This window comes from Stenotrophomonas sp. Nf1 (genome assembly GCF_003028475.1).
Taxonomy (GTDB): domain Bacteria; phylum Pseudomonadota; class Gammaproteobacteria; order Xanthomonadales; family Xanthomonadaceae; genus Stenotrophomonas.
Window position 1 is genome coordinate 196,104 of sequence record NZ_PYTV01000008.1, and the last position, 17,246, is coordinate 213,349.

The window sequence follows — 17,246 nt, forward strand, 5'->3', positions numbered from 1 at the left end:
GTGGCAACGGCGACCCTGCTGTTGCCGGCACGCAGCCGCTTTGCCGCGGCTGCGCTGCCGGACGATGTGGCACGCGCGCTCGGCCGTGCCACCACGCTGCAGGTCGCGCCGGGCGAACGCGCGCAGCTGACGCGCCATTTCACGGTCGCCGCGCCGCATTGGCCGGTGGCCGCATTGACCCGCCAGCGCGACGTCGGCGACGCCGCCGGCGCCAGCTGGCTGCGCGCCGATCCGGCCTGCATGGTGCCGGACATGCATGGCGCACGGATGATGGCCTACGGCGAAACGCTGCGGCCATCGTTGGCCGACAGCCTGGCCCTGCTGCCGGTACTGCAGCCGCTGTTCGCCGACGCCGGTTTTGTGCTGGATGCGCCCGATCCCTCGCGGTGGTACCTGCGGCTGCCGATCGATCTGGCGTTGCCGGACTTCGACAGCCCGGACGAAGTGCTGGGCGATGACCTGTTCTCGCACCTGCCCGAAGGCGAGGGCGGTCGCCGCTGGCGCGCGCTGATGACCGAAGCGCAGGTGCTGCTGCACAACCATTCCTGGAACCAGCAACGTGCCGCGCAGGGCCAGCAGCCGATCAATTCGCTGTGGTTCTGGGGCGGTGGCGTGATGCCGGTGTCGGTCAGCACCGCGCACGCGCAGGTGCGCAGCCGCGACGCCCTGCTGCAGGGCCTGGCCCAGGCGGCAGGCGTTGCCGTCGATGGCGAGCAGGCGGTGGATGCACTGGTCGACCTGCGCCAGCTGCGTTCATTGCAGCAGCTGGGCAATGATGCGATCCGCCCGTTGCTGGCCGCGCTCAAGCGTGGCGAGCTGCAGCGGCTGGTGCTCGATTTCGAGGATGGCCTGCAGTTCCAGCTCGACCGTGGCCAGCGCTGGCAGTTCTGGAAGAAGCCGCGTCAGCTTCACGATTGAGCGTGGCCTCGGCCGAGCGGGGTCGGATCCGTTTTCCATCGGAAAACGGCTCTGACCCCGATGTTTGATGGGGTTGCCGGCCAGCGGCCGGCACTACCACAGGTGCCGGGCGCAATCCCGCCAGCCTCTCCCACGCGCGGTATCATCCTTCTGTCTTTCGTAACCGGCGATGCCGATGTCCCTTGCCGCCGATGCTGTGCAGCCCGCCTCCGATACGCCGATGATCCGCCGCCGCGATGCGGTCGTGCCCGGTGCGTGGCCCGACGGCACGCTGCCACTGCTTGCACGCCTGTACGCCGCGCGCGGCGCGCACACTCCGGAACTGGCGCTGCCCAAGCTGGGCAATCTGCATGCGCCGGAACTGCTGACCGGCATCGATGATGCAGTGGGCCTGCTGGTCGAGGCCATCGCCAACGACAAGCGCATCCTGGTGGTCGGTGATTTCGACTGCGATGGCGCCACTGCCTGTGCGGTGGGCGTGCGTGGCCTGCGCATGCTCGGCGCGCAGCATGTCTTCCACGCGGTGCCGAACCGCATGGTGCATGGCTACGGCCTGTCGCCTTCGCTGGTGGAGGAACTGGCCGCGCTGCAGCCGGACCTGCTGGTCACCGTCGACCACGGCATCGCCTGCCATGCCGGCGTAACCGCAGCCAAGGCGCGCGGCTGGCAGGTGCTGGTCACCGACCACCATCTGCCGGGGCCGCAGCTGCCGCCGGCCGACGTCATCGTCGATCCCAACCTGGACGGCGACGCCTTCCCCAGCAAATCGCTGGCCGGTGTCGGCGTGATCTTCTACGTGTTGATGGCGCTGCGCCGGCAGATGCGCGAGGCCGGTGTCTTCGCCGATGGCAAGGGCCCGGACCTGACCACGCTGCTGGACCTGGTAGCGGTCGGCACCGTGGCCGACCTGGTGGCGCTGGACCCGAACAACCGTGCGCTGGTCAGTGCGGGCCTGCGCCGGCTGCGGGCGGGGCAGGGCTGTGTCGGCCTGCGTGCTTTGATCGAAGCCAGCGGCCGCGATGCCGCGCGACTGACCGCCACCGACATCGGCTTCGCGCTGGGGCCACGCCTGAATGCCGCCGGCCGGCTGGAAGACATGGCGCTGGGCATCGCGCTATTGCTGACCGAGGACCCGCGCCAAGCGCGCGAGATCGCGCAGACGCTGGAGCAGATCAATGCGGAACGCCGCGCGGTGCAGCAGTCGATGACCGACGATGCCGAGCAGGCGCTGACCCGCGTGGTGCTGGAGATGGCCGGGCAACGACCGGTGGCGGCCTGCCTGTTCGATGCCGAGTGGCATCCGGGCGTGGTCGGACTGGTCGCGTCGAAAATGAAGGATCGCCTGCATCGGCCCGTCATCGCCTTCGCCCCGGCCGAACCCGGTGCCGACACCCTGCGGGGCTCGGCGCGTTCGATTCCGGGCCTGCATATCCGTGACGCGCTGGCATTGGTCGATGCACGCCATCCGGGCCTGATCGAGCGCTTCGGCGGTCACGCCATGGCAGCCGGCCTCAGCCTGCGCCTGGATCACCTTGAAGACTTCAAGGCCGCCTTCGTCGCCGTCGTGCTGGAAATGCTCGATCCGGCCGCGCTGCAGCAGCAGGTGCTCAGCGACGGCGAACTGGCGGCGGACGAACTGGACCATCGCCACGCTGATGCGCTGCGTCTGGCCGGCCCTTGGGGGCAGGGCTTCCCGGAGCCGCTGTTCGACGGCCACTTCGAAGTGGCCAACTGGCGCGTGCTGAAGGAACGCCACCTCAAGCTGGAACTGCGCCTGCCGGGTGTGCCCGGCACGATCAACGCGATCCATTTCGGCGGCTGGCATGGCAATGCGCCGAGCCGTCATGTGCACCTGGCCTACCGGCTGGCCTGCGACGACTATCGCGGTGGCAGCGCCATCCAGCTGATCGTCGAGCATTGCCTGCCGGCGTGAGCGGCTGCGTTGCCTCGCGCATCGGCATGCGCGAGGCCGTTGTCAGGCTCAGTGCTGGATCCTGCTGACGACCGTGGGCATTTCCCATGCGCCGCCGGCGGTCACCATCCGGCACAAGCCAGAGGTGGCTTCGCTGGTCGCCACGAAGCGCTTGCCATCCCAGCCCCAGTCGGCGGTCCAGCCGCAATCGCCGAGGCCGCGGCCCTTCTGCCAGGCGCTGATGGTGGAGCCGTCGTTGTCGGTCCCGGAGGTGGTCACCAGCACCGGCTGGAACGGTGCCTTGTCGTTGGCCACCCAGAAGCCGTAGCCCTCGTTGTACGCAGCGCGCCAGCACAGTGTCGACACCAGCACCTTGTCCTTCGACAGGCGGGTGACGCTCAATTCCTGCGGCTCGCTGATCAGCGGATCGCCCTCGGTGCTGATCGTGCTGCAGTCGTCGCCCGGCGTCGCGCTGCGCAACGCGGCGCGCAGGGCAGGCGACTGCGCCAGAGCGGCATCGCCCGGACGCGCGGGTGCCAGCTTGGCCAGCGTCACCACCGGCACCGGCAGTGCCGGCACGACCTTGCCTTCGCCAGCGCTTCCCTTGCGCATCAGTGCGCCGGTGGTGCCGAGGCGGCCCTGGAACTCGTCCATCTTCAGCAGCACCGCCGAGGCGCCGCGGTCGGACAGCGTCCAACGCTGCTGGCCGTTGCCGATCACCACGATGCGGCTGCTGCGGGTCAGCGCGGCCAGCAGGGCATCGGTCTGCGCGGCGGAAAGCGTGGCGCCGCCGCCCTGCAGCTGCAAGCGGCCCAGATCCTTGCCGTTGATCTGCAGCTGCGCCTGCGCCGGGGGTCTCGGCGAGTCCTCGTCGTATTGGCCCAGCAGCAGCTGCGCGTCGACGCGCTGGCCCGGCCCGGCGGCGCGGGTCAGCAGTACCGACACTGGCGCCGCATCACCTTCATCCTGCTGGTAGCCCGCCGCGCGACAGGTCCGCGTGTTGTCGCAGGCCAGGGTCCAGTCGTGATGGGTGAAGGGGAAGGGCGCCGACGGGGCGGCGAACACTGGCGCGGAAGCAGCCAACAGGGCGCAGAAGGTCAGCGTGCGCATACACATCCTTTTGAAAGCGGAGGCACATGGTGCCTTGCAGGCGTGCGCCTGAACAGCTGTGGTGACCGGCATTCAATTGTGATCGATTTCGCACTCTCTTCAATTTTCTTAATGAATTCATCTCCTTATCCAGAGCGTTTTGCGTCAAAAAGCTGGCACATGGCACAGGTCAATGGCAAAGTCGGGCCACGACCAACATGGGACGACGGAACGCCCGATGTACGCCGAATCACTGCTTCCCGGCGCTGCCCTGCAACGCCTGCACCAGGACCGACGCCTGATCCGCGTCGACACCGCCTTGGATCCGGACACGTTCCTGGTCAAGCGCTTCGAGGGAAGCGAGGCGGTGTCGAACCCGTTCACCTACCGCATCGACCTGCTCTCGATCCAGCCACGGTTGGAGCTGAAGCAGCTGGTCGGGCAGCCGCTGCGCCTGCAGCTGGGCGATGAGTTCGGCAACCGCAGCGTGCACGGCTACGTGCGCGAGTTCGCCAGCACCGGCCAGCAGGCACAGTTCAGTGCGTATCGCGCCGAGCTGGCGCCGTGGTTCGCCTTCCTGGACTACACCTGCAACTGCCGCATCTTCCAGGACCGTACCGCGTTGCAGATCATCGAAGAGGTGTTCGCCGGCTACGCGCAGCTGGCGAAGTTCCGTTACGACCTCAACGCCGGCAAGCTGGCGCCGTTGCCGTACTGCGTGCAGTACAACGAGTCGGACTACGCCTTCGTCAGCCGCCTGCTGGAGGACGCCGGGCTGTACTACAGCTTCGTGCACGATGAAGAAGGCCACACGATGGTGATCAGCGACGATTCCACGCTGAGCACCGTGCATGGCGAGCCACGCCCGATTGCCTTCGTCTCCGATCAGGGCACGCTGGCCAGTACCGGCCTGCACCGCTGGGGTGCGCGGCGCCGGGTCGGGCCGAGCGTGCAGACCCTGCGCAGCTTCGATTTCAAGCAGCCCAGCCAGGCGCTGGACGGCAACCAGGGCAACCAGGTGCCACTGGGCCTGCTGCCGCCGCTGGAGCAGTACCGCTACGATGGTGCAGCACGCTTCAGCAACAGCCGCATCGGTACCGCGCTGGCCAACGTACGCAATGAAGAGGTGACCTGGCCGACCAAGCTGTTCGAATGTGCCGGCAATGCCGGTGAGCTCGACGCCGGCGCCTGCTTCGAACTGGAGCGACACCCCGATTTCATCGGCCGCGACGATGCCGATCGCAGCTTCTTCGTGGTCAGCGTGCAACGCGAAGGCCACAACAACTTCGCCGCCGATTTCGGCAGCGCCGAAGCGCCCAGTGTGGAAGTGCAGGCCGAAGTGCTGCGCCGGCGCATCCCGTACCGGCCGCTGCGGCGCACGCCGTGGCCGCGCATGCCGGGCCCGCAGACCGCCACCGTGGTCGGCCCGCCGGGTGAGGAGCTGCATGCCGACCGCTACGGACGGGTGAAAGTGCAGTTCCACTGGGACCGCCAGCTGGACCGCCGCGAGAACGCCTCGTGCTGGATCCGCAGTGCCAGCCCGTGGGCCGGCGCCGACATGGGCGGCGTGTCGCCACCGCGCGTGGGCCAGGAAGTGATCGTCGATTTTCTCGATGGTGACCCGGATCGCCCGATCATCACCGGCCGCGTCTACAACGAAGACAACATGCCGCCATTCGGCATGGAAGTGAGCGGCCTGAAGTCGAAGACGGTCAAGGGTGCCGGCTGGAACGAGATCACCATGCACGATGGTGCCGGTGGCGAGCTGCTGAACATGCGCGCCCAGCGCGACATGGTCACCACCGTGCTCAACGACCAGAACGCCAGCATCCAGAACAACAAGTCGACCACGGTGGCGGTGAACCACACCATGGGCGTGGGCGCCAACCAGGACATCAGTGTCGGCGGCAACCGCGGCATCACCGTCACCGGCACCGATACGCTCGGCGTCACCGGTACCCGCACCACCAACGTGACCGGCGCGGTGACCGAGAAGTACGAGACCGGTGAAACCAAGACGATTGCCGCCGCCGGCTACACCGAGACCATCACCGGCGATTTCAAGACCACCCTGACCGGCAACTACACCAGCCAGCGTACCGGCACCTGGACCGAGACCGTCACCTCCACCTCCAGCCGCACCGTGGGTGGCCTGGTCACCGAAACGTTGCAGGCCGCACGCAATGTGACCATCACCGGCCAGGACAAGCGCAAGGTGCAGGGCAAGGTGGACGACAGCAATGTCGGCGAGCGGGTGATCGACGTCACCGGCAATTTCAGCCAGGACGCCAGCGGTACCCACAGCCAGGGCTCGGACGGCGCGATGAGCCTGGAATCGGCGGTCAAGCTCACCAGCAAAGTCGGCGGCTCGGTCATCGAGATCACCGACAGCGCGATCAAGATCACCGCCGGTGGTTCGGAAGTGGTGATCGATGCCGGTGGTGTTTCGGTCAATGGCAGCGAGATCAAGCTCAACTGCTGAGCCGCACGGGAGAAACACCATGCAGGACACCCCCATGCTGCGCGGCCTCAATGCATTGCGCGATGCCTGGCTGGAGGCCAGCGCCGACAGCAGCCGGCGCCTGCTGGTCTGGCGCTTGCCGGCTGCCGCCAGTCGGTTGCTGGCCGCGTTCTTTGAAATGCAGCGCCACGATGCCGGGCGCGATACACCGGACTACTTCCTGCGCATCGATACCGCCTACGAACTGGGCTTCCGCTACAGCCGGCAGCTCAAGCAGGATCTGCTGGAGCGCTATGTGGCCAGCCAGGAGGATCTGCGCGCGCAGCAGGTGCCGCTGGGCTGGCGCGGGCCGCATGAAGGGCATCCGGACAGCGCGCACGGCGTGGTCGAGGTGCTGGAGAGTTTCATCGATCATCACGGCGAACACCTGCGCCTGCTGGCGGCGGTGCTGGAGCCGGAGCGCTGCGTGCCCGGCGAAGGATTCGAACGCTGGGTTGACGCTGCGCTGGCCGCCGGCCCCGGCCCGCGCCTGCGTCTGGTACTGGTGGATACCGAGGAGGATCCGCGCTGGCAGTCGTTGCTGGAACGGCACGGCAGGATCGCGCGCGTGGTCAGTGCGCCGGTCGACATGTTCGGCATTGCCCGCGATACCGCCGCGCAGTCTGGCGGCCGCGGCCCGGAAGTGCTGTACCGGCAGCTGCTGGCCGACCTGATGCTGCTGCTCGAACGCGGCAGCCCCTCGCAGGTGGTCGCCCGCGCTGAACGCGCGCAGGGGCTCGCGCAGCGGCAGGGCTGGCAGGACCAGCAGTCGGTGGTGCAGATGATGGTGGCCGGTGCATGGTTGAAGCACGGCGATCACGGCCAGGCGATCAACAGCTACCGCCAGGCGCGCAGCGCGGCCGAGGCCGCGCGCATGAGTGGCAATCCAGCCGCGCCGGAACTGGTGATGCAGAGCTGGTTCGGCGAGGCCGGCTGCTGGTTGGCCGCCAAGCAGCCCGAGCGGGCTGCACAGACCTACCTGCAGGCCTCGGCGTCGGCGGCCAGCATTCCGCACCCGATGTTCGCGCTGGAGGGCCGGCGCATGGCCGGCTGGTGCCAGTTGCAGGCCGGACAGCGCGAAGCGGCGCGCACCCAGTTGCTGGAGGCGATCCGCATTGCCAAGCCGCTGGCCCCGGCCGACCGCAAGGCCACCACGCTGCCGCAGGCGCTGTGGGACCTGCTGCAGCTGCAGGACGCGCGCCGCTGCGAATCGCTGCAGCAGGTGGCCGCCGATTACCTGCAGGCCAGTACCGGCCTGCTGGAAAAGGCCGATGCACAGGGCCGCGCGCTCGGCCCGCGACCCGCACGGCCGGCGCTGGACGCCATCGACGCGGAGCTGGATGCCGCGCTGGAGCGTGGCTTCCACCGCGCCCAGCAGGAGCGCGAGCGGCTGATCCAGGGAGGCGACGAATTCTTCCGCAAGATCGTGGCCGTGGGCCGCGACTTCCTCGACCCGGGCTGGAACGGCCTGCCGGCCATCGAACACCCGCTCGATCACGAGATACCGGTGTGGAGCGAGCCGCCGGCGATGCAGCCGTTGCCCGATCCCAGTGGCCTGCTGCAGGCGTCCGTGGCGGCGCCGGCCGGGCCTGCCGTTACAGGAGTGGCTGTTGCATGAAGTCGAACAAGACCGTGGTGATGCTGGTGGCCATCGTGCTGGGCATCATCGTCGTGACCTGGATCAGCGCCGAGTACCGTGACGAAGTAAAGGCGTTCCTGCGCGCGTTGTTCCGCGCCTTGTAAAGCAACAGGGAGTGTTGCCGTGAGCATCGCCGCCAAGCATTTCGATCCGCAGCTGGGCATCGACATCCACATGTACGCGGTGCCGCCGTGCCCGCTGCCGACGCCGCATATCGGCCTGGTGCTGGATCCGTTCGACTACATCCCGTTCATCGGCTCGACCATCAAGGTCAACGGTGTACATCGCGGCACCGCCGGTACCGGCGGCCTGGACATCCACATTCCACTGGGCGTGTGGGGCCCGCCGCTGGCTGCGCCGATGGGGCCGCAGTTCGACGGCGAAGAAATCTTCATGGGCAGCCGCACGGTGTCGGCCGATGGCGAGCCGTTCTCGCGGCTGGCGATGCCGGTGCTGGACTGCAACCTGGCCGGCATGATCAATCCGTTCCGGGTGAAGAAGCCGAAGAAGCCACTGCGTGCGATGTCGCTGCCGACTGGCCTGAACGTGGCCATTCCCACCAGCGTCAAGGTGGGAGGGCCGCCGACGGTGTCATGGACCGCGCTGGCGTTCCGCGCCGCGTTCGCCGGCCTGGGCAAGCTGCGCAAGAGTGCGTTCTTCCGCAAGAAGATGGATGCGTTCGCCAAGTGGCGGCGGGGCAAGTGGGGCCATCTGCCCTCCGGCTTCCTGAAGTGCAAGGTGCTGCGTGCCGAGCCGGTGGATATCCGCGATGGCAGCGTGGTGGTCAGCCACCAGGACTTCGACATTCCGGGGCGACTGTCCTTCGCCTGGCAGCGCAGTTATGGCTCGCGCCGCGCGGGCGAACCCGGCTTGTGTGGCGCCGGCTGGCAGACGCCGGCCGATATCCGCCTGGAACTGCTGGACGACGGCAGCGTGTGGTTGTCCGGCCCGGACCAGGCCGCGTTCTTCCCGGAGCTGCCGCCCGCTGAAGGCGAGGCCGGGGCGATCCTCGATTTCGTCGATGGCGCGCGCCTGCTGCGGCGGCGCGGGCAATGGCAGGTGCGCTTCAAGAGTGGCCTGAAGTATGTGTTCGGTGGCGAACTGCCGGCAGGCGTGAGCGTGCTGCCGAATCCACAGTCCTGGCCGATCGAGCGCATCGAGGACGCGCACGGCAACCACTGGCGGTTCGAGCGTCGCGACGGCCATCTGGTGCGCATCGTCGAGAGTGGCATCGGTGACCTGCAGGGCCGTTTCATCGAGGTGGAGGCGCGCCACGGCCGCATCGACCGCATGGCGCTGCATGACCCGGCCACCGGCCTGGTGCATCCGCTGGTGAGCTACCGCTACAGTGCCGACGGCGATCTGCTGGCGGCAGTGGATGCGCTGGGCGCGCCGCGCACCTTTGCCTACGAGCAGCACCGGATGGTGCGGCATACCGACCGCGTTGGGCTGTCCTTCCATTACGCGTTCGACGCGCAGGGCAGGGTGGTGCATTCGTGGGGCGATGGCGGCCTGTACGATTATCACTTCGAGTACGACGCGCTGCTGCGCGAGACCAGGGTGACCGACTCGCTAGGCCACTTGAGCGTGGTCAAGTTTGACGAGAACCAGCTGCCGCTGTGCGAGATCGATCCGCTCGATGGCGTGACGCTGTTCGAGTACGACGATTTCGGGCGGACCGTGGCGGTGACCGATCCGGAAGGACTGCGAACGGCATTTGCCTATGATGCGCATGGCAACCTGATCTGCCTGACCCGCGCCGATGGCACGACGATCCAGATGGAGTACGACCTGGACGACCACATGGTGTCGTTGCGGACGCCGGATGGCGTCGACTGGCAACAGGCATATGACGGCCAGGGCCTGCTGGTCAGCCAGACCGATCCGTTGGGTGCGACCACCCGCTTCGACTACGACGCACAGGGCCAGTTGCACGCGCAGACCAACGCACGGCAGGCGGTCACGCAACTGCGCTATGACCGTCATGGGCTTGTGGCTGCCGTCATTGATGCGCTCGGCCATGAGAGCCGCTTCGAGCACGATCCGCTCGGCAACCTGCTGCGCCAGGTGGATCCGTTGGGACAGGCCAGTCGCTACGAGTACGACGTCAAGGGACGCCTGCTGGCCACCGTTGGCCCCGATGGCATCGGCGTGCGCTGCGAGTACGATGCCGAAGATCAGCTGGTCCGCTACACCGATGAAGTGGGCGCGCAGACGCGGCTGCAGTACGTGGGCATCGGCCAGATCGGCAAGCGGCTGCAGGCAGACGGCCACAGTGTGGAGTACCGCTACGACACCGAGGAGCAGCTGGTCGCGGTCATCAACCAGCGCGGCGAAACCTACCAGCTGGTGCGCGATGCGCTGGGACGCATCGTCGAGGAGGTTGATTACTGGGGCCAGTCGCGGCGCTACAGCTACGATGCTGCCGGGCGACTGACGGCGACCCTGGATCCATTGGGTCAGCGCATCGCCTTCGCTACCGACAAGCTTGGGCGCATCACCCGCAAGACGCTGCCGGATGTGCGCCATCCTGGCCAGCAGGTACAGGAGCACTTTGCCTACGACGTGCAGGGCCAGATTGTCGAGCTGCGCAATCCGTCGCGTACAGTGAAGCGCGTGTATGACGCGCTGGGCCAGCTGCTGGAAGAGCTGCAGGATGGCTTCCGCGTGGGCTATGGCTACGATGAAGTGGGAAATGAGGTCCTGCGCGAGACATCGGCGGGTAACCGGGTGGCGTTTGGCTACGATCTGCGAGACCAGGCGGTATCGGTGGCGATCAATGACGAGCCGCCGATTTCCATTGAGCGCGACGCGTTGGGTCGCACGACACGCGAGCAGCTGAGCCCGCATCTGCAGCGCGACTTCACCTATGACAGCCGCAACCTGCTGACCTCGCAGTCGATACTGAAGGATGCTGCGCCGCTGTTCGAGACTCGCTACGACTATGACCGCAGTGGCAACCTGACCCGTCGCAGCGACAGCACGCAAGGCGTGGACGAGTACCGCTACGATGCTATCGGGCGCCTGCTGCAGCACATCGACCCGAAGGGAAGGGTCGAGCGCTACTTCAACGACCCGGCCGGCGACCGGCTGCGCACTGAAGTGAAGCAGGTGCAGGCGCGGAAGGTGGTAGGCGGCGACGATGACGACCTGACCACCTGGACGCGTGAAGGCACCTATCAGGGCGTGCACTACGTGTTCGACCGGGCAGGCGATCTGGTGCGTAAGGGCGCACCGCAAGGGCATGCGCCGGATGACCTGACGCTGATCTGGGATGCCAACCATCGGTTGGTCGAGAGTCGCCGCAACGGGCAGTCAACGTACTACGGCTATGACCCGTTGGGACGGCGGGTGTTCAAGCGTAACCCGACGCAGACGACGTGGTTCTTCTGGGATAACTTCAGGATCGTAGGCGAGCTCGTAACCGATTCAGTGTCGCCAGTAGTACTCTCTTCTCCCGCCGAGAGTGTTCTGAGTCTGACTCAATATCGGCGATGGGGGCGTCTTCTGCATGAAGTGTTTGATCGCGCAGTAGAGTTTGTCTTCTATCCTGATACCTTCATTCCGCTCGCCCTAATCAGCTGGGACGCCAAAGCGCTGTCATCTGACGAGAAGAAAGCGAGAATTCCGGAAGTTCGGTCCACTATTCCAACGGCGCCACTTGGGAGGCTGGATGTCGGCACGTCGCTCGGGGGCACCGTCGCACCCACCGATGCTTCTTCAGCCCGTCGCGGTATGCTCGGGGAGATCATGCTAGGCGCAGGCGCTAGTCTGACGAGCAGGGAGCCCGTTACGCAGCACGCTTCAGCCAATGCGTCCGCGGAACCCCCGGTCCGCCACGACATTCAGAGTGCGGCCATCCTTCAAGAAGAAGGTGATGCACAAAATGCAGGGCAAGGCCGGCCCGAGCGATCCCTTGTCTTCCTGCATGCCGATCCAAATGGAATCGTCTTTAGAGCTTTGGATGGACTTGGGGATCCGATAATTGAGATGCCTGCCCTTCGATCATTCCTTCATCAAGGCCAGTATATGGATGTCGAGACAGGCCTTGCTTACAACGTGCACCGATATTTTGATCCTGACATCGAGGGCTACATCGGTCAGGATCCTATCGGGTTGTCAGGAGGAGTTAATCCCTACGCGTATGGGTTGAATGTATTGGGGTGGGTTGACCCGCTCGGGCTGTCGAGCACATACCAGTTGACCAAAAATTTGAATGCGGCCGGTCGACCATTGCTGCCTGGGCAAACTGCCCATCATATAGTCCAACAAAACAATCCAAGTAAATATGCGGTGCTTTCGAGGGATCTGCTGGTTAGGAATGGATTGGACGTTGAGATTGCGGAGAATGGGGCAAGGCTATGGGGTACGGCGGGCTCTCAGGTTGCACAGGCCGGCCATCCGGGGCGAGCGGCCGCCAGATCTGCGGGAACCTATCATGCTGGAAAACACATTCATAGTCCGATAAATGACAAGATGATATATAGGATGTTGAGGAGCGCAGAGAAGAGAGGGGGGGCTGATGCAATACGGGCCGCGCTCAGCGAGCTGGGGCGCAGGCAGGAGAGTGGTAGTTGGAAGAATACATTCAAGGCATGCAGGGGTTGATGTGATAAAGGTTAATCAGATTAAGTCGACTGGTGAGGCCGAGAAGCTCGTTTCTGTCGATGTGGCGGGATTTGTTTTGGCGCGCTCATGCTCCCCGGGGGCATTGGACGTGGATGAGTACAAGCGCCTCGGCGCTATGCTTGATTGCGCTCATGCCATATTTCCGCTTGATGGTGTTGAAGATATTGGGTTCTGTAGGGAGCTGGTTGATGAGGTAAAGCCCCGCTACGTGGAGTTCACGATCGTGGATCCGGAGAAGGCAGAATTGAGCTTTGCTCAATTGGATGCGCTTTCGAAGCTGGATGTCGGTAAGGTGGCTAGCGGTCTTTTCTTGCTCAAGGATGATCTTTCCCTGCTTGATAGAACTTCGCACATGGATGCGCTGATGCAGGCGGGAGTTGAACTGTTTCAGGTTGAGGTTGAGTCCTTGGTAGATTCTGACGCAAGACTTGGTCCGAAGGCGAGAGCGCGGGTTGCAGAGTTCTTTTCTCGCTACCCCTCGATAATTGGAGACTCATTCTCTGTGAGTGTAAAGGTTCCTGATGTCCATCAGCGCGGGTACTACTTTAATCTTTCTGCGGATGGTGGTCGTTCATATGATTATTCGCAGCAGAGTTACTCTTTGTCGGCTGCAATGAGGGCGATTAAGGGGCTGCGGGCTGCGCCTTGATGGGTGGGCTGATTGGGGTGAATGGTGGCCCTTCTATTCTTTATGGAAGGGTTCCGGGTCAACTCCAATGGGCTCCGTGAACTAGCAGAGCCTGAAGTTTGAGACGCGGCAGATGATGATCTGATCCACAGAGAATTATGGATGCAGCAGACGAGGTGCCCAAGGAGGGCCGTTCACCGAATCAGATCCACGCAGCCCGGGTGAGCCGGGTGGATGAATTCGCCGGGGATGCACTGCGGCATTGAGCAGGCCGCGCGGCTGGTGCAGTGAGCACGCCTGCTTCAAGGGCCGCTGTTTCTGCGGCGAGAAACGCCTGCTGATTCAAAGAAGAGAGTATGAACATCAAAGTTGTTCTGATGCATGGCAGACACGAAGCAGCATTCCCGACTCCCGGTGCAGAGCTGGTGTTCTTCAACGCCCCTTTCAACACTGAGAGGCTCGCCCGGATCGAGCAGGTTCATCTCTGGTCACCTCCCGGCGACAAGCTCGAAGCGCTTCCAGAGATCCTCAAGGAAATGCGAGGTCTCAAGACGCTCAGCATCGGGCCGGGATCAATCGCGCCGTCGATCATGGATGGACTCGAGGAAGGAATTCTGCCTGAGAGCATCGAGGCATTGAGCATCCATCTTGGCACGGGGACGTTGGCCTGGCCGGGCGTTGTGCTACCCAATCTCAGGACGCTTTATGTCGACGTGCCCGTGCGCTTCGACGCATCGAGCTTCCCCGCGTTGAAAGTACTTTCGCTCTATCCAGACAAGTCATTGAAGAATCTCAGGCAGGCTCTGGCCCTGCCTCTGGAAGAACTGAACATTCTGAATGTCCCCGTGGATGGTGAGATCTTCAACATCCTGTCTGCATCGGCTGGTGGTCTCGAACGCCTGGGGCTGTTGGGCGGCACGAAGCTGAAAAGCCTCGATGGCATCGAGACACTTGCCGCGTTGACGTCGGTATGGCTGAAGAATCTGAGTTCGCTGACAGACATCCGTGCACTGGTGGGGCTCGAGCAGCTCAAGAAACTGGATATTCAGTACTGCAAGAAGATTGCCAACATCGAGGTCATCAATGATCTTTCCGCGCTTCGTGAGTTGACGCTCGTAGGTTGCGGAAAGGTTGGCCTGGAGAAAATACTGGCAAAGATCGAATCGCTTCAGAAGCGCACCATCGGAGCGACGACCTGGCCACATTCCATGTGCGGTACCGGTCTGCTGAGCCAAGTGGATCCGTGCCGCTACGCACCATCGGGCCGGTTGTGCGAGGCGGTACCGGCGCCCCGGGGACCGCGGAAGCCAGGTGTTCGAGGAACTCGCTCGTCGCGGCGTTGATCCGTGCCCCGCTGGAACAGCATGAGGTTCATGCGTGACTGAAACTGCGTTCTCCCGCGTCTATGGCTCGGGTTCGTTGGAGGTGAGTGCCCAGGTCCTTCGGGAGTTCGGACTGGAACCGTCGACGAGTGAGCTGATGTTGCGGCTGGGGCTTCCTTCAAGGCTGACCGGCGATGTGCCTATTGTTCAGTTCGAAGTGCCCCGCGTGGTCGAGGTCGATGGCGCCAGACTTCTGGCTATCGCGCGAGAGCCATGGGGTGAGGATCTGCTGCTGTGCCTGTCGGTGAGTGGCGAGGTACTTGCCGCGGGTGATGGTGGACGTCAGATCGTGAATGGACGCCTGTCGAGCTTCCTCGGGTTTCTCGAAGCGTATGAGGCATTCCAGGCCCAGGCAAAGGCAGAAGATTCCGGTCCCGTGGTCTACTCCCAGGCGGAGATGCAGGCCCGGCTGGAGGCATTCAAGCGGGGTGAGATTCCCAAGCGATCTGCAAAGCCGCGATTCGATCGCAGTGAGGCGATCAGGACCATGGTGTCGGAGTGGAGGGGCCTTGATTCTGCTGCACTGACGGGAGGGTCACGGTGGTCAATTGTTCTGGAGCAGATCCAGGATGGCCTTACTTGAGGTGTCGGCCCCGTGAGGCGACATTTGGTTGTCGCGGCACAGTCGGGACGGCGAGGATCCGCGTGGCCCAGCAGACCGACATCGGACATGGAATGTGGCTAGGTCGTCGCTCTGATAGTGTGCTTCTGAAGCGATTCATCTTTGCCTGTATTTCCTCCAGACCGGGTTTGAGAGAATGAGCAGGGAGATCGGGTCGATCTATCGAGGGGCAGGGACAAACAAGCAGAAATCAGATCGAGCATGGGCCTTGTTGGAGGGCGCATGCAGAAGCTGATTTCTCCCTGTTCGTCTGTCTTCTCATACGATCCTCGATGGGCAGAGGTGCGCCTTGGGGCTGAGCCCGCGCTCTACTACATGGGCGCCAGTTCAAGCTTCTTTGTCGATCAGAATCCAATGGGAGACCGCATTTTGGCTCCTGCTGCAGACATTGAGGTTGATCAGTCGGTCGGCGCTCTGAGATTGACGTCGACCGATAAGGGCGAGCCCGTCGAGTACGTGGTGTCCGCGGGGTGTGACTTCGACCGTCTCATCTTTGAGCTTGTGCATGTGCTGAAGGATTCGGGTCTAGCACCAGGCGAGACCGATGACAAGATTGATGTGGCCTGTGAGGGCGGTCTGATAAAGACGTGTTACATCACTCGCGTGTTTGAGGGGGATGCGCCTAGATCGCTGCGTATTGTCCGTAATGATGAGGGTATTCATGTCGTCATTCCTAGTCCGCGATATCAAGCTCGCGTCACTTCCTTGATGATGAGTGGTGCTGAGCTGTTCATTGGGACCGATGACGGAGCAACCATGAAGCGTAAGCTCACTCTTCACCAGTCCATTCTAATGTTCTTCACAGGTGTGGTTGACGAATTGAGAGAAACTTCAGGTTGTGACTAAATTTAATAGGATTGTTGATCGCGCCCTGTCGCGATTGGGGCTGTGGAGTGCAGATGGAAGTGAGTTTGAGCGGAAGGTTGGGCGGGCCGGAGGTGGGGGTGAAGTATCAACCTGAGATCGTCCAGGCACGCGCTAGATTGAAGTCCGCGTTCGCAGAGCTGTCTATTGATGGTCTGGAGACGATCGATGTTGAACTGTGGATCAGTGGCAGTTTGACAGAGTATTGCCCGGAAGGGATTTCATCGTCGGTTAGATTCTCTGCCAAGAAGAAAAGTGTTCTGCTTGCTGTCTGCGTTGGAAAGGACGAGGCAATGTCCATCGATGATGATTGCGCTGCGTCGGCAATTGGAGGTTGGCTGACGCGCGGTTTCGAAAGTGCAAAGCTGCCGCGCAGTGCCGGTAAGATCGATTTCTCGGGTGTTGCTGGCGCCGTGAAGCTCTGTTTCGCTTGATTGGTCCGGGAGGCCTGGTGTGTCCTGATTGGAGTTCCTGTTTTGAGCGCCTTGATGAAATGATCGCTGGATCGGCGCGGGTAAGGGTGTTTCCTGGCCGTGCTGCTTCTCCGGAGCTTGTGGAGGATGCAGAGAAGGAGCTTGGCTTGGCTCTGCCCGTTTCCTACAAGGCTTGGCTAGTTGAGTTTGGCAACCTTTTTGTGGGTCCAGATCCCGTTTTCGGCCTCGCAGATGCGGAGAACCGTGACGTGGCTGATGACGACCTTGTCTACAACGCTCGCTTGGTCGAGGAGAACGGCTTTCCGCCAGAAGGCCTGATTCCGATTTTCGTTCCAGACTCGGACGAAGCCTTCTACTTCGATACACGTGGAGGACTGAAAGGCGGGGAGTATCCAGTTCTGCGGTACGACTGCAATTCCGGGGAGTTCGAGTTCTCTTCTCCATCATTCTTTGATTTCCTGATGGAACTCGTTCGTCACTCAGGGTAAAGAAGCTCTTGCTCTCTAGTTCCTCGCCTTACCCCGCCCACAGCGGTGTCGCTGTAGCGCTGTGGTCTTACGCCATAGGTGAAGTGGCGGATCCGTCGACTACCTCTCGCGTTGCGCGATCCGGTGCTGATGTTGAAGCGC

At 63.5% G+C, this 17,246-nt stretch carries 13 protein-coding genes; 12 read left to right on the forward strand and 1 reads right to left on the reverse strand.

Going from position 1 to position 17,246, the window contains the following annotated elements; translation table 11 throughout:
- A complete protein-coding gene (locus tag C9412_RS15470) occupies positions 1–918 on the forward strand; it encodes a phosphoglycerate mutase (RefSeq protein WP_107232457.1) in 918 nt (305 codons plus the stop codon).
- Between the two features lie 175 nt (positions 919–1,093).
- Positions 1,094–2,851, forward strand: coding sequence for a single-stranded-DNA-specific exonuclease RecJ (recJ, locus tag C9412_RS15475; RefSeq protein ID WP_107232458.1), 1,758 nt, complete (start codon positions 1,094–1,096; stop codon positions 2,849–2,851).
- Between the two features lie 48 nt (positions 2,852–2,899).
- Here the strand turns inward: recJ and C9412_RS15480 are convergent, their stop codons facing one another.
- Positions 2,900–3,940, reverse strand: coding sequence for a DUF1176 domain-containing protein (locus tag C9412_RS15480; RefSeq protein WP_107232459.1), 1,041 nt, complete (start codon positions 3,938–3,940; stop codon positions 2,900–2,902).
- Between the two features lie 217 nt (positions 3,941–4,157).
- Here C9412_RS15480 and tssI point away from each other — a divergent pair, with 217 nt between their 5' ends.
- The 10 genes from tssI to C9412_RS15525 all read left to right on the forward strand — a co-directional run bounded on the left by tssI (position 4,158) and on the right by C9412_RS15525 (position 17,105).
- Positions 4,158–6,401, forward strand: a complete 2,244-nt coding sequence (gene tssI / locus C9412_RS15485; protein ID WP_107232460.1) for a type VI secretion system tip protein TssI/VgrG — start codon at positions 4,158–4,160, stop codon at positions 6,399–6,401.
- Between the two features lie 19 nt (positions 6,402–6,420).
- The gene (locus C9412_RS15490) at positions 6,421–8,037 is read left to right on the forward strand and encodes a hypothetical protein (protein ID WP_107232461.1); all 1,617 of its coding nucleotides are present in this window, start codon (positions 6,421–6,423) and stop codon (positions 8,035–8,037) included.
- Positions 8,034–8,162, forward strand: coding sequence for a hypothetical protein (locus C9412_RS20945; RefSeq protein ID WP_006441023.1), 129 nt, complete (start codon positions 8,034–8,036; stop codon positions 8,160–8,162). The genes C9412_RS15490 and C9412_RS20945 overlap by 4 nt, the downstream gene beginning before the upstream one ends.
- 19 nt (positions 8,163–8,181) lie before the next feature.
- The gene (locus C9412_RS15495) at positions 8,182–12,666 is read left to right on the forward strand and encodes an RHS repeat-associated core domain-containing protein (protein ID WP_107232462.1); all 4,485 of its coding nucleotides are present in this window, start codon (positions 8,182–8,184) and stop codon (positions 12,664–12,666) included.
- Between the two features lies 1 nt (position 12,667).
- Positions 12,668–13,336 (forward strand): hypothetical protein, encoded by a 669-nt coding sequence (locus C9412_RS15500; protein WP_107232463.1) that lies wholly within the window; start codon positions 12,668–12,670, stop codon positions 13,334–13,336.
- Positions 13,337–13,671: 335 nt separating this feature from the next.
- The gene (locus tag C9412_RS15505; RefSeq protein WP_107232464.1) at positions 13,672–14,658 is read left to right on the forward strand and encodes a hypothetical protein; all 987 of its coding nucleotides are present in this window, start codon (positions 13,672–13,674) and stop codon (positions 14,656–14,658) included.
- Between the two features lie 34 nt (positions 14,659–14,692).
- Positions 14,693–15,280 (forward strand): SUKH-4 family immunity protein, encoded by a 588-nt coding sequence (locus tag C9412_RS15510; protein WP_107232465.1) that lies wholly within the window; start codon positions 14,693–14,695, stop codon positions 15,278–15,280.
- Between the two features lie 261 nt (positions 15,281–15,541).
- Entirely contained in the window at positions 15,542–16,165 is a 624-nt protein-coding gene (locus C9412_RS15515) for a hypothetical protein (RefSeq protein WP_107232466.1), read from the forward strand.
- A 53-nt stretch (positions 16,166–16,218) separates the two neighbouring features.
- On the forward strand, positions 16,219–16,617 hold the full coding sequence (locus tag C9412_RS15520) for an Imm12 family immunity protein (RefSeq protein ID WP_107232467.1): 399 nt from the start codon (positions 16,219–16,221) through the stop codon (positions 16,615–16,617).
- A 59-nt stretch (positions 16,618–16,676) separates the two neighbouring features.
- Positions 16,677–17,105, forward strand: coding sequence for an SMI1/KNR4 family protein (locus tag C9412_RS15525; protein WP_107232468.1), 429 nt, complete (start codon positions 16,677–16,679; stop codon positions 17,103–17,105).
- Positions 17,106–17,246: the final 141 nt, after the last annotated feature.

Excerpts from the sequence above, each read along its gene's own strand:
- recJ (WP_107232458.1), top strand. The coding sequence starts at position 1,094 with ATGTCCCTTGCCGCCGATGCTGTGCAGCCCGCCTCCGATACGCCGATG.
- C9412_RS15480 (WP_107232459.1), bottom strand. The coding sequence starts at position 3,940 with ATGCGCACGCTGACCTTCTGCGCCCTGTTGGCTGCTTCCGCGCCAGTG.
- tssI (WP_107232460.1), top strand. The coding sequence starts at position 4,158 with ATGTACGCCGAATCACTGCTTCCCGGCGCTGCCCTGCAACGCCTGCAC.
- C9412_RS15490 (WP_107232461.1), top strand. The coding sequence starts at position 6,421 with ATGCAGGACACCCCCATGCTGCGCGGCCTCAATGCATTGCGCGATGCC.
- C9412_RS20945 (WP_006441023.1), top strand. The coding sequence starts at position 8,034 with ATGAAGTCGAACAAGACCGTGGTGATGCTGGTGGCCATCGTGCTGGGC.
- C9412_RS15505 (WP_107232464.1), top strand. The coding sequence starts at position 13,672 with ATGAACATCAAAGTTGTTCTGATGCATGGCAGACACGAAGCAGCATTC.
- C9412_RS15515 (WP_107232466.1), top strand. The coding sequence starts at position 15,542 with ATGCAGAAGCTGATTTCTCCCTGTTCGTCTGTCTTCTCATACGATCCT.
- C9412_RS15520 (WP_107232467.1), top strand. The coding sequence starts at position 16,219 with ATGGAAGTGAGTTTGAGCGGAAGGTTGGGCGGGCCGGAGGTGGGGGTG.
- C9412_RS15525 (WP_107232468.1), top strand. The coding sequence starts at position 16,677 with ATGATCGCTGGATCGGCGCGGGTAAGGGTGTTTCCTGGCCGTGCTGCT.